This window comes from Streptomyces sp. NPDC050560, assembly GCF_044457285.1.
Taxonomy (GTDB): domain Bacteria; phylum Actinomycetota; class Actinomycetes; order Streptomycetales; family Streptomycetaceae; genus Streptomyces.
In genome coordinates, this window is sequence record NZ_JBITGT010000009.1 from 189467 (window position 1) to 201658 (window position 12192).

The 12192-nt window shown below is 74.8% G+C and carries 11 protein-coding genes; 9 read left to right on the top strand and 2 right to left on the bottom strand.

Features of this window, described 5'->3' with window-relative positions; all coding sequences use genetic code 11:
- Position 1 precedes the first annotated feature (1 nt).
- Genes ACIBIW_RS22120 through ACIBIW_RS22130 form a run of 3 tightly spaced genes read left to right on the top strand, consistent with a single transcriptional unit; the run spans position 2 to position 4274 of the window.
- Complete coding sequence (locus tag ACIBIW_RS22120; RefSeq protein WP_399338663.1) at positions 2-829, top strand: class I SAM-dependent methyltransferase; 828 nt, start codon at positions 2-4, stop codon at positions 827-829.
- Positions 826-2622 (top strand): CoA transferase, encoded by a 1797-nt coding sequence (locus tag ACIBIW_RS22125; RefSeq protein ID WP_399338664.1) that lies wholly within the window; start codon positions 826-828, stop codon positions 2620-2622. Before ACIBIW_RS22120 ends, ACIBIW_RS22125 begins: the two co-directional genes overlap by 4 nt.
- Positions 2619-4274: a class I adenylate-forming enzyme family protein gene (locus ACIBIW_RS22130; RefSeq protein ID WP_399338665.1), complete on the top strand. Its 1656-nt coding sequence runs from the start codon at positions 2619-2621 to the stop codon at positions 4272-4274. Before ACIBIW_RS22125 ends, ACIBIW_RS22130 begins: the two co-directional genes overlap by 4 nt.
- Before the next feature lie 36 nt (positions 4275-4310).
- On the opposite strand, the gene ACIBIW_RS22135 is transcribed toward ACIBIW_RS22130, so the two are convergent.
- Positions 4311-4991, bottom strand: a complete 681-nt coding sequence (locus ACIBIW_RS22135) for a GntR family transcriptional regulator (RefSeq protein ID WP_399338666.1) — start codon at positions 4989-4991, stop codon at positions 4311-4313.
- Positions 4992-5283: 292 nt separating this feature from the next.
- Here ACIBIW_RS22135 and ACIBIW_RS22140 point away from each other — a divergent pair, with 292 nt between their 5' ends.
- The 6 genes from ACIBIW_RS22140 (at position 5284) to ACIBIW_RS22165 (ending at position 10729) form a co-directional block, all read left to right on the top strand.
- Positions 5284-5412, top strand: a complete 129-nt coding sequence (locus ACIBIW_RS22140; protein WP_399338667.1) for a hypothetical protein — start codon at positions 5284-5286, stop codon at positions 5410-5412.
- A gap of 284 nt (positions 5413-5696) precedes the next feature.
- On the top strand, positions 5697-7064 hold the full coding sequence (locus ACIBIW_RS22145; protein ID WP_399338668.1) for an NtaA/DmoA family FMN-dependent monooxygenase: 1368 nt from the start codon (positions 5697-5699) through the stop codon (positions 7062-7064).
- Positions 7061-7954 carry a sulfurtransferase gene (locus tag ACIBIW_RS22150; protein ID WP_399338669.1) on the top strand — a complete coding sequence of 298 codons (894 nt, stop codon included), beginning with the start codon at positions 7061-7063 and terminating at the stop codon, positions 7952-7954. The genes ACIBIW_RS22145 and ACIBIW_RS22150 overlap by 4 nt, the downstream gene beginning before the upstream one ends.
- Positions 7955-7957: 3 nt before the next feature.
- Positions 7958-8878 (top strand): ABC transporter permease, encoded by a 921-nt coding sequence (locus ACIBIW_RS22155; RefSeq protein ID WP_399338670.1) that lies wholly within the window; start codon positions 7958-7960, stop codon positions 8876-8878.
- A 19-nt stretch (positions 8879-8897) separates the two neighbouring features.
- Positions 8898-9917, top strand: coding sequence for an ABC transporter substrate-binding protein (locus tag ACIBIW_RS22160; RefSeq protein WP_399338671.1), 1020 nt, complete (start codon positions 8898-8900; stop codon positions 9915-9917).
- On the top strand, positions 9914-10729 hold the full coding sequence (locus ACIBIW_RS22165; protein WP_399338672.1) for an ABC transporter ATP-binding protein: 816 nt from the start codon (positions 9914-9916) through the stop codon (positions 10727-10729). The genes ACIBIW_RS22160 and ACIBIW_RS22165 overlap by 4 nt, the downstream gene beginning before the upstream one ends.
- 66 nt (positions 10730-10795) lie before the next feature.
- Here the strand turns inward: ACIBIW_RS22165 and ACIBIW_RS22170 are convergent, their stop codons facing one another.
- On the bottom strand, positions 10796-12028 hold the full coding sequence (locus ACIBIW_RS22170) for a PP2C family protein-serine/threonine phosphatase (protein WP_399338673.1): 1233 nt from the start codon (positions 12026-12028) through the stop codon (positions 10796-10798).
- Positions 12029-12192: the final 164 nt, after the last annotated feature.

Sequence of the window (12192 nt, forward strand, 5' to 3'; positions counted from 1 at the left end):
CATGCACCGGAGCGATCCCGGCACCGTGCCGGCCCCCGGCCGCCCGCTCTTCGCGAACGACACAGAACACGGCCGCGACCGGCAGCACTGGTCGGCGGCGGCCAACGACCCCGTGACACTGCCCCGGCTCGCGGCGCTCGGCGTCGGGCCCGGCTGGCACTGCCTGGAGATCGGCGCGGGCGGCGGCAGCGTCTCCCGCTGGCTGGCGGGGCGGGTGCTGCCGGGCGGGTCGGTGCTCGCCAGCGACCGCGACCCCAGCGCGCTGCGGCCGGAGCCCGGACTGCGGGTCGCGGCGCTCGACGTGACCGTCGACCCGCTGCCCGAGGCGGTGTACGACCTGATCGTCGCCCGCCTCGTCCTCCAGCACCTGCCGACCCGTGAGACCGTGCTCGGGCGGCTCGTCCGCGCGCTGCGGCCCGGGGGCGTCCTGCACGTCGACGAGTTCGACGCCTCCTACGAACCCCCGCTGCTCACCCCCGGTCCGGAGGCCGAGGAGCTGTATCTGCGGTTCCTGGCGGCGAAGGGCGCGGCGATGCGCGCGGCCGGGGGCGACCCGCACTGGGGCCGCAAGGCGCCCGCCGCGCTGCGGGCGGCCGGGCTCGTCGACCTCGACGTGCACATCCGGGTGGCGGTGCGGCACGCGGGCGAGCCCGGTCTCGGCCTCCAGCTCAACCACACCCACAACCTCCGCGACCAACTGCTCGAACAGGGGCTGACGGACGGGGACCTGGAGCGGGTGCGCGCGCTGATGCGGGACCCGTCCTTCCTGGCCGCCTCCAGCGTCTTCTACTCGGTCCAGGGCCGCCGCCCCGCGGACACGGACAGGTGACCCCGGTCCTGACGGCCGCCACCCGGCCGGGCACCGCCCTGGACGTCGCCGAACGGCTGCTGCGCCACACCGCGGACGGCCTGCCCGGCGGCGCGTACCTCGTCAGGGGCGCCGCGCGCTGCGCCGTCGACTGGGCGGGGCCGGTCGGCGCGGAACTGCCGGACGAGCGCGCGGTGCAGGCGGTTTGCGGAATCATGCATGTGCACGGCCGGGCGACCGGCGGGCCGCTCCCGCTCGCCGTGGACTACGCGTCGGCGGTGGCCGGGGTCCTCGCGGCCCAGGGCACCACCGCGCTCCTCCTCGCGCGGGCCAGGGGCCTTGCTCTGACCGAGGCGCGGACCTCGGTGGCGCAGGGTGCGCTCCTGGCCCTGGCGCAGTACCTCGCCGCCGCCACCGCCCCGTACGACCCGGACGCGGAGGCCGGGCCCGCTCGCCCCGCGGGGGCCGACCCGGTCGCCGGGGGCCTTGCGACGCTGGTGTCCGCCGAGGGTGTCCGCCTGGAGGCCGAGACCCTGGACCCCGGGGCCTGGCGCCGTTTCTGGGCGGGCCTCGACGTGGCCCCCGAGGTCGCGGGGCACGGCTGGTGGCCCTTCCAGCAGCGGTTCGCCACCGCCGTGTGCCCCCTGCCGCAGGCGCTGCGCGACGCGGCACGCGCCGCCCCGCTGGCCGCGCTGCGGGCGGCCGCCGACACCGCGGGCGTCAGCCTGCTCGTCATCGGTGACGACCCGTCGCCCGCCGCCGTACCACCGCCGTGGCTGGACACACCGGCCCCCGCCCCGCGCGGCGCCACGGCGCCGCGGTGTGCCGCCGGGCCCGCGGCGCCGGGGACGGCGGTGCTCCCGCTGCGGGGGCTGCGGGTGGTGGAGTCGACGCGCCGGGTGCAGGGGCCCCTCACCGGGCATCTGTTGCGGCTGCTTGGCGCCGACATCGTCCGCGTGGAGCCGCCCGGCGGCGACCCGATGCGCTGGCTCGCGCCGCTCGCCGGGGACTGCTCGGCCCGGTTCACGGCGCTGAACGCGGGCAAGGACGTCGTGGAGGCGGACCTGACCACCGCGGCCGGGCGCAAGACGGTGCTGGCACTCGCCGCCGACGCCGACGTGTTCCTGCACAACTGGGCGCCGGGGAAGGCCGCGCGCTTCGGCCTCGACGCACCCGGGATGCTCGCCGCCTCACCTGCCCTGGTGTGCGCGTGGGCCGCGGGCTTCGGCCCCGGCACCGACGGCCGCGGGCTGCTGGGCACCGACTACCTGGCCCAGGTCCGCGGCGGTCTCGCCGCGGCCGTACGGCCCCTGGGCACCCCCGCGGCGCCGTCCCTGATGACCCTCACCGACGTCCTCGGCGGCCTGGTCTGCGCGCAGGGCGTGCTGGCGGCGCTGCTGGCTCGGGAGGGGACACGGCGCGGCCGCGCGGTGGTGTCCTCTCTCGAGTCCGCGGCGGCCCTGGTGCCGCGCGCCGCGCACCGGGTCCGCTGGACACCCTGGGATCTTCCGCTGCGGACCGCCGACGGCTATGTGTGCCCTGGCCCCGACGCCCGTTCCCAACCGGAGGCGCTGGCGCGGCTGCTGGGGCCGGGCGCCGACCCGTCGGCCGGGCCGTCCGGCCGGCTCCGCGCCATGGACAGCGCGGCCGTGATCTCGCGGCTGGCGGGGGCGGGGCTCTCCGCGGTACCGGTCCGTACGGACCTGGCCACCCTGCCGGACGACCCCGCCTTCCAAGCCGCGGTCGTACCGGCCGATCCCACCGCACCCTCCCGGGCCTGCGCCCGGCCGACCGCCCCCTGGGAGTTCGCGTGAGCACGAGCACAGGAATGCCCGCCGCGGCCACAAAGCCCACCGTGGCGCCACCGGCCGTGTGGACGTCGGCGAACGGCGTCCCCTTCCCCGACCTGGTGCCGCGGGCACTGCGCGGGGCCTGGACGGCGGCGGGCCTGTGCCCGGACGCCGACCTGTACACCCTGTTCACCCGCCGGGTCGGCGAACACCCGGGCCGCGAGGCCGTGGTGGACGACGCGGGGCCGCTCGACTATGCCGCCCTGCACACCGCGGTGCGGCGGTGGGCGGCCCTGCTGGTACGCGCCGGGGTGCGCGCCCGTGACGTCGTGGGCATCCGGCTGCCCAACGGCCGGGACGCGGTCGCGGCGGAGCTGGCGGTGTACGCGTGCGGCGCGGTGGCGCTGCCGCTGCCGCCGGGCGGCGGCGCCCGCGACCTCGCCCTGCTGCTGGAGCGCTGCCGGGCCCGCGCCATCGTCCTGCCCGAGCCGGAGCGGGCCGAACTCCCCCCGGACCGGCGGCAGTACGCGGTCCTGACGCCGGGCGAGGCGGACGACGGGGGCGCTGCTGCCCGCGGATGGCGGCCACACCGTGTCGACCCGTGCGGCCCGGCGCGCATCCTGGTGTCCTCGGGGTCCGAGACCGAGCCCAAGACGGTCGCCTACAGCCACCAGGGCATGGCGGGCGGCAGGGCCGCATACGTCCGCGCACTGCACCGCGATCCGGCACCGCCACGCCATCTGGTGCTCGTACCGCTCGCCTCCTCCTTCGGCTCCCTGGGCACTCCTGTCACCCTCGCGGCGCTGGGCGGCACGCTGATCGTGCAGGGGTCGTTCGACCCGGCCGACGCGCTGCGGCTGGTCGCCGCGCACCGCGCGACCCACCTCTTCGGGGTGCCCACCATGCTCCGCCGGATCGCCGACCTGCCCCCGACGGCCGGGGAGGACCTGTCGTCGCTGCGCGCCGTCGTCTCCAGCGGCGCCGCGCTCCCCGAGTCGACGGCCGGGCTGTGCCGGTCCCGGTTCGGCCGGCCCGTGATCACCGTGTACGGCTCGTCGGACGGGGTGAACTGCCACACGGCCGACGACGGCGCCGCGCCAGGGGGCAGCACGGGCGTGCCCGACCCGGAGGTCGCCCGCATCCGGATCACCGGCCCCGACGGCCGCGTACTGCCCCCCGGCCGACCGGGACAGATCGAGGCGCTGGGCCCGATGACCCCGATGTGCTACGTCAACTCACCCGAGCTGGACGCCCGTTACCGCGCACCTGGCGGCTGGGTGCGCACCGGTGACCTCGGCCGCCTGGACGAGCACGGCCGCCTGTGGGTTCTCGGGCGGCTTCGACGGATCGTCGTACGGGGCGGGCAGAACATCAGCGCCGCCGAGGTGGAGGCCGAGTTGGGCACCTGTCCCGCGGTCGCGGAGGTGGCGTGCGTACCGGTGCCCGACCCCGACCTGGGCGAGCGGCTGTGCGCCTGTGTCCGCCCGGCACCCGGCGCCGCCGCGCCCACCCTGGACACGCTGACGGCCCATCTGCGCGCCAGGGGCCTGGCCAGGCGGAAACACCCGGAGTACGTCCTGCTCGTCGACACGATGCCGCTCGGCCCGACCGGGAAGATCTCCCACCGCGCCCTCACCGAACGCGCCGCACACCACTGCGCGCCCGAACGCTCCTGACCCCAACTCCCCTCGGGCGGGCCACGATCCGCCGGCTCATCCCGACTCCCGGGCCAGTGCCTCGATCCTGAGGTCCCGCATGCGGGCGAGATGGACGGTCATGGCCCGCCCGGCCTCCTCGGGGTCGGAGGCGCGGACCGCGTCGAGGACGGCCCCGTGCTCCGGGACCGTGCGGTCGGGACCCGCCTGGATGGTGATGGCCGGGCGGTAGATCGCCAGCAGGCTGTCGAGGCGGTCGAGGAAACCGGCCACGATGTCGTTGCGTGCGGCGGCCCGCAGCGCCCGGTGCCACTCCTCGTTCATGGCGGTGAGGGTGGCGCGGTCCGCCGTCCCGGTCGCGGCGCGGCGCTGCTCCACCAGGTGGTCGAGGCGGGTGAGGTCGAAGGAGGTGCGACGCTCCGCCGCCAGCGCGGCCGCGGTGGACTCCAGGGAGATCCGCGCCTCATAGATCGCCAGGATCTCCTCGGGGCCGCGGTGGCGCACCACGAAGCCGCGGGAGCCGCGGTCGATGAAACCGTCCTGCGCCAGCCTGCCGAGCGCCTCGCGCACGGGGGTGCGGGAAACTCCGTAGCGCTCGGAGAGCACCGTCTCCAGCAGGACCGTCCCCGGCGGGAAGGTGCCGTGGACCAGGTCGTCCCTGATGCGGTTGTAGTGCACGTCGCCGGGGCCGCCGACACCGTGGTGCCCCCCGCTCGTTCGCGACCCGGCGCTCGCCATCCGCACTCCCTGGACCGTTGAAGGACGTTCAGCATCATAGGGCGCCCCGGGGCGGGCACGATCATGCCCTCGCACCCGCCGCCCCGGCCCGCTCCCTCCCCGTGACCCGCCCGCGGCCTGCGGGGCCGCGCGCACCTCACGGGGCTCTTGCGTGCCCCGACGCTTGTGTATACGCTGCGTATACGTTTCTGGTGGCGGTTGTCAACGTGCCCGCCCGGAGTGCTGGTTCTCCGGGACGGGGCCGGGCGGCGCACACCGGTCGACAGGGCGGGAAGCGAAGGGAGTCGGCGTGGTGGACGGGCGGCGTGACACGACCGCGGTCGTCACCGATGCGACCGGCGCCCTGCCGGCCCTGCGCACCCTGTACAGCGTGGCCCGCCGGTACGTCGACCAGATGGACGTCTCCTCCAGCCTCTGTTGACCCGGGCCGCTCAGCCCCGCCCTCCCGGTCCCGCGTCCCGCCCCGCCCCGCGGTGCGACGCCCGGGCGACCGCCCCGGGCCGGTAGCCGTCCCACCGGCCGCCCTTCGGCCGGTCGCCATCCCCTGCCACACACCCGGGCCGGCCCCGTCCCCATGAAGGGGGCGGTGTGCGGGCGGTGTGCGACCCGCGTCCGCACGGCCCGCGAGCGGTGTGCGGGCTCGCGCGCCCCGCCGCCCAACTCCCTGCCCCGATCCGCCCGTTCCGTCGCGAAAGGCGAACTCCCATGGCTCCGAACGGACGCCGTATGCACCTCGGCTTCACCATCTGGCCGACCGGTTTTCTCCCCGGCGCCTGGCGCTCCCCCGGCTCCCACCCGGACGGGAACTCCAGCCCGCGGCTCCTCCAGGCCGCCGCCCGCACCGCGGAACGCGGCACGTTCGACTTCTTCTTCATCGGCGACCGCGTCGTGGGCCTCACCGCCTCCCAGTTCGCCGCCCCCAACGAGGTGCTGCGCCCCGAGGCGCTGACGCTCGCCGCCAACATCGCCGCCGTCACCGAGCACATCGGGCTGATCACCACCGTCAACACCACCTACGCGGAGCCGTACAACGTGGCCAGGTCGCTGGCCACCATCGACCACCTCAGCGGCGGCCGCATCGGGCTGAACGTCGTCACCGGCAAGAACCAGGAGGCGGCCGACAACTTCGGCCGCAACGAGCACTGGGACAACGCACGCCGCTACGACTGGGCCACCGAGTTCATCGAGGTGCTCCAGCAGTTGTGGGACAGTTGGGAGGACGACGCGCGCGTCGCCGACCCGCGCACCGGGCGGTTCGTCGACGACAGCCGGGTCCACCGCATCGACTACAAGGGCGAGTTCTTCTCCGTCGCGGGGCCGCTCAACGTCGAGCGGCCCGTCCAGGGGCAGATACCCCTCATCAACGCGGGCGCCTCCGAGCGCTCACGGCAGTTGGGCGCACGCTACTGCGACCTGCGGTTCACCAACTCCTCGGTGCTCGGCCTCGACGGCGCCGCCGCGTACTACGCCGACCTCAAGAACCGGCTGCCCGAGCACGGCCGTTCGGCCGACGACCAGCGGATCGTCCCCGGGGTCGCCGTCTACACCGCGCCCACCGACCGCGAGGCGCACGCACTCTACGCCCGGCTGCACCGCCTGGCCGTACGCGCCACGGACACCCGGCAACTCGCCGCCGCCCTCGGACTCGACCTCGAAGGCGTCGACCCGGACGCCGTGCTCGGCGACGTCCTCGACCTCACCACGGCACCGCCCGACGCCACGGCGATCGTGAACGGGGCCCGGGAGCTGTGGGGCACGCAGGACGTCACCCTCCGCGAGGTCAACTCCTCTTTCATACGCGGGGGTTGGTTCAAGGAGATCGTCGGCTCCCCGTCCCGTGTCGCCGACGTACTCGAAGAGTGGTTCGAGGCGGGCGCGGCCGACGGGTTCATGATCTTCCCGCCCGAGATGCCCGCCTCCCTCGACGCGTTCGTCGATCTCGTCGTGCCCGAGCTGCGCCGCCGCGGCCTCTTCAGGACCGCGTACGAGGGCCACACCCTCCGCGACCACCTGGGGCTCGGGCGCCCGCGCAACCGCTGGGCGGCCGAGCGCGAGGCGGTGAACGGACGGTGAGCACCGCGCCCGACGCCACCCGGGTCACCGTCGACGCCGACGAACTCGCCCGCCTCCTGTCCGGCGACGAACGGCCCGTGCTCCTCGACGTGCGCCACGACCCCCGGCAGGACGGTGCCGGGCACGCCGCCTTCGCCGAAGGCCACATCCCCGGAGCCCTGTACGTCGACCTGGCCCGTGACCTCGCCCGCCCCGGACGGCCGGACGAGGGGCGCCACCCCCTGCCGGCCCTGGACACCCTCCAGGCCACCGTGCGCCGCTGGGGCGTCTCCCACGGCACCCCGGTGGTCGTCTACGACGCCAGGTCCGGGCTCTCCGCCGGGCGCGCCTGGTGGGTGCTGCGCTGGGCGGGCCTGGAGAACGTACGCATCCTGGACGGAGGAATCGCCGCCTGGACCGCACGCGGGCACCGTCTGACGGACCGTCAAAGTCCGCTTCCCGCACCGGGGGACGCCGTCCTGACCACCGGAGCGCTGCCCGTGGTCGACGCCGACACGGCGGCGGCGTACGCGGCGCGCGGTCTGCTCTTCGACGCGCGCGGCATCGACGCCTACGAACGGGGCCATATCCCCGGCGCGCACAGCACCCCCGCCGCCGCCAACCTCCGCGTCGACGGCACCCTGTCCGACCCCGCCGCGCTCCGCGCGCGGTACGCGGCCCTGCTGCCCCGGGCCGACGGCGAGGCGCCCGGGCCCACGCCGTTCGCCGTCTACTGCGGAAGCGGCGTTTCGGCGGCCTTCCAGACGGCGGTGCTGACCGCGCTCGGCATCCCCGTCGCCCTCTACCCCGGCTCCTGGTCGGCCTGGAGCGCCGACCCCGCGCGCCCGGTGGCCACGGGCCCCGACCCGGGCCCCGGCCGCGCCGCCGTGGACCACGAGAACGGAGGGTGAGCCGTGCCGTCCTTCACCCGCGCCGCCCGCGGCGCACCGGCGAGCGGCGCGGGCGCCCGGCAGGCGCAGGCGCCCACCGCGCAGGACACCGTGGCACCCGACGGGCCCGTCGTCCCCGGCGGGCACGGCGACCGCGCCGACCTCGACCACGACGCGGCCGACCGGCGGGCCGACCGCCGCTACCGCCTCGCGCTGTATGGCGGCCGGGTGCTGGTCGGGGTGGTCGCGCTCGCGCTCTGGCAGCTCGCCTCGGGGCGGTGGGTCCGCGCCTTCTACGTCAGCTCGCCCGCCGCGGTGGCGCGGCGGCTCGCCGACCTGGTCGCGAGCGGCGAGCTGTGGCCCCATCTGGAGGCCACCATGGAGGAGTTCGCGGTGGGCCTCGCCGCCGGGACCGTCCTCGGGGTGGCGCTGGGGCTCGCGATCGTCTACTCGGGGATCGTCGGCCGCTGGTTCCACCCGTACGTCATGGCCCTCTACAGCCTGCCGCGGGTGGCCCTCGCGCCGCTGTTCATCGTCTGGTTCGGGATCGGCCTCGCCTCCAAGATCACGATGATCATCACCATGGTGGTGTTCGTGATCTTCTACAACGTCCACGAGGGCATCAGGAGCATCGACCCCGACCTGCTCGACATGGCCCGCGTCCACCGGGCGGGCCGCCGGCGGACGCTGCGCTGGGTGGTCTTCCCCGCGCTGGTCTCCTGGCTGCTGACCGGGCTGCGCCTCGCCATCGGGCTCGCGCTGATCGGCGCGGTGATCGCGGAGATCATCGGATCGAGCGTCGGGCTCGGCTACTACATCAAGACCTCGTCGAACCTGCTGGACATCACCGGTGTGTTCGCGGGCCTCGCCGTCATCACCGTCATCGCCATGGTCTTCGACCTGCTCGTCGGGCTGGTCGAGCGGCGCCTGCTGCGCTACCGCTGAACCCGGAATGAGGACTCCCATGTACCACCGTGAAGACCGGGCCCCGCGAACCGTCCGCCCGGCCGGGCGCCGACGGTCCCCCGCGCCCACCGCCGCCGTCGCCCTCGCCGCCCTGACCGTGCTGAGCGCCTGCTCCTCGTCCGCCTCCTCCGACGCCTCGGACCCGGACGGCACCGTACGGGTGGGCAACGTCTGCGGCGGCATCAACCCCTCGACCGTCGCCACGGACGCCGACACCTTCCCCGCCGGGGTCGAGGTCAGGAAGATCTGCTTCGACGGCGGCGCCGAGGCGTTGCAGGCCCTCATCGGCGGCAGTATCGACGTGTTCGTCGGCTCGCCGGAACACGTCGTGTCGGCGCGGACCAAGGGCCTGCCGATCCGCGCCTACGCGGCCCTGAGCAGGCGCGTGCCGTACTCGCTCGTCACCGACGCGGACTCCGGCGTCCACAGCGTGCGGGACCTGCGCGGCAAGACCGTCGCCGTCACCTCCGTGGGCAGCCTCTCGGACACCGAACTGATCAAAGCGGCCGACGACGCGGGCATCCCGTACAAGGGCCTGAAGGTGATCAACGGCGGTACGGGCGCGAGTATGACCGCCGCGATCGGCAAGGGGGCGCAGGCCGGGATGGTCGGCGACCCCCAGTTGACACAACTGGTCACGTCCGGCGACTACCGGTCCATTTGGAAGCCCGATTTCGACTACGTGTCCCTGGTGACGCTCGCCAACACCGACTGGGTGAAGAAGAACCGCTCCCTCATGACCGGATACCTCAAGGGGCTGACCACCGCCGAGCAGAAGTCGCGGCAGAACCGGTCCTTCGCGATCAAGGCGCTCGCCAAGGAGAAGTTCGCGGTGAGCGACGAGGTGCTCGACGAGGCGACCCGGGAGGCCATCACGAACACCCCGGCGGGGCTGCGGATCGACGGCGCTGTCTACCGGAACACCATGGACGTGCTCGTCCAGACGGGACGCATCAAGAAGGACCAGGTCCCCGGCTTCGACGACGCCTTCGACTTCACCCTGGTGGGGAAGGAGTGAGCGCGGCGGCCACGGGCGGGCCGGGCACCGGCACACCGCCGCCCAAACTCTCCCTGCGCGGCCTGCGGCTCGGCTACCGCTCCGAGGGGCGGCGCACCCTGGCCCTGCGCGACCTGGATCTCGACGTGGCGGAGGGCGAGTTCCTGGCCCTCGTGGGGCCGAGCGGCTGCGGCAAGTCGACCCTGCTGAAGATCATCGCGGGGCTCGTCACCGCGACCGGTGGCACCGTCCGCCTCGACGGGCGCCCCGCGCCTGAGGCCCCGGAACGCGTCGGCCTGCTCTTCCAGAACGACGCCCTGCTGCCCTGGCGCACCGTCGCCGACAACATCCGCTTCCCCCTGGCGATCGCCGGAGTGCCGGCGGCCGAACAGCGCGAGCGGGTACGCGACTTGATCTCCGCCGTCGGTCTCGACGACTTCGGGCACTACTACCCGCGGCGGCTGTCCGGCGGGATGCGCAAGCGGGTCGCGCTGGCACGCATCCTGGCGGCCGACCCCGACGTGTTCCTCATGGACGAGCCGTTCGGGCCGCTCGACGCCCAGACCAGGGCCAGGATCAGCGCGGACTTTCTGGCGCTGTGGGAGAAGGTCGGCAAGACGGTGGTGTTCGTCACTCACGACGTGGACGAGGCGATCACCCTCGCCGACCGGGTCGCGGTGATGACGGCGGGCCCGGGACGCGTCAAGGAGGAGTACCGGGTGGACATCCCACGCCCCCGCTCCTTCGACGACGTACGCTTCTCCGCCCCCTTCCGCGAACTGCGGCAGCGCATCTCACGCTCGCTCGCCGAGGAGTTCGACCCGACCCGGTAGGCCGTGTTCCGACCGGCCGTGACCGGCACTCCCGACGCGGCGACCTCCCCGCGGTCGCCGTCCGTCTCACACCGGTACCCGCAGCGCGAGCAGCGCCACATCGTCCTGGCGCCGCCCGGCGAGGGCACTGAGCAGCCCGTCGCAGAACGCTCCGGGGGGCTCGCGGCAGAGCCGGGCGGCGTGCTGGCGCAGCCGGGTGAGCCCCCACTTGATGTCCTCGCCGGGACGCTCGACGAGCCCGTCGGTGTAGAGCAGCAGGGTGGCGCCCGGCGGCAGCACCGTCACGGCGTCGGCCCTCCGCAGATCCGGGTCCACCCCGAGGACGGGGGACAGCGCCTCTTCGAGCAGGTGTGCCCGGCCCTGCGGGGTCACCAGGACGGGCGCGGGGTGTCCCGCGTTGGTCCACTGGGCGAGCCACGGCCCACGGGACGGTGTGTGCACGCGAACGATCACCGCGGTGACCAGCTCCGTCGAGCTGAGCCCCTGCATGACCGCGTCGAGGCGCCGCATCACACCCGCCGGTGAGTCACCGCTGTCGAAGGCGAGGGCGCGCAGCATGTTCCTCATCTGCGCCATACGCACCGCCGCCTTCAGGTCGTGGCCCACGACGTCGCCGACCGCCAGCACGGTCGACCCGTCGACCAGCCGGAACGCGTCGTACCAGTCGCCGCCCACCTCGACCCCCGTGCGCGCCGGTACGTAGCGCGCCTCAAGGCGCAGATGGCGTACGTCGCCCAGCTCCGGCAGCAGGGAGCGCTGGAACTGCTCTGCGGTGTGCTGCTGGAGGTCGTAGAGGTGGGCGTTCTCCACGGCGAGCCCCGCCCGGTGGCCGATGTCCGCCGCCAGCGAGCGGTCCTGCTCGTCGAAGGGGCGCCCGTCAGGGTCCCGTACCAGGGTGAGCGCGCCCCGCACCTCGCGGCGGGCCTGGAGGGGCACCACGAGGGTGGGCCCTTCGGAGGGGCCGTGTCCGGCGGAGCCGAGGGGACCGGCGCCGCGCAGGACCCGCGCCAGCGGCTCCACGGAGTCGTTCGACCAGGCCGGGAGGGCCGACGCGGCCGGTTCCCTGCGCCGGGGGTCGCGCGCGGGGGCGACCGTGACGCGGCGTACCCGGTCCCCCTCCAGCAGGTCCACCGCGCAGGACGAGGCGAAGTGCGGTACGACGAGTCGCGCCAGGCGGCGCAGTGTCTCGTCGACGTCGAGGATGCTGGCGAGGGCGGCGCTGATGTCGGAGAGGAGCGCCAGCCGGTCGTGGGCGCGCGCCAGCTCGGTCCCGTCGTCCGCGGCCGGTCCTGAGGTCACCTCGCACCCCTCCGCGACATGGCCGTGGCATCGGATACGGGCGTCTGGTGTCCGCGGGGTTCTCGTCGCACGGGACAAATATATGGCGGTATCCACCCATTCGCGGCGCCTTTGCGGAGGGGCGTGTGCGGGATTGCGCCGCGCCTGAGGCCGTCACCCGGGCC

Bases quoted from the DNA above. Each gene is read 5' to 3' on its own strand.
- ACIBIW_RS22160 (WP_399338671.1), top strand. From the start codon at position 8,898: ATGTACCACCGTGAAGACCGGGCCCCGCGAACCGTCCGCCCGGCCGGG.
- ACIBIW_RS22145 (WP_399338668.1), top strand. From the start codon at position 5,697: ATGGCTCCGAACGGACGCCGTATGCACCTCGGCTTCACCATCTGGCCG.
- ACIBIW_RS22135 (WP_399338666.1), bottom strand. From the start codon at position 4,991: ATGGCGAGCGCCGGGTCGCGAACGAGCGGGGGGCACCACGGTGTCGGC.
- ACIBIW_RS22120 (WP_399338663.1), top strand. From the start codon at position 2: ATGCACCGGAGCGATCCCGGCACCGTGCCGGCCCCCGGCCGCCCGCTC.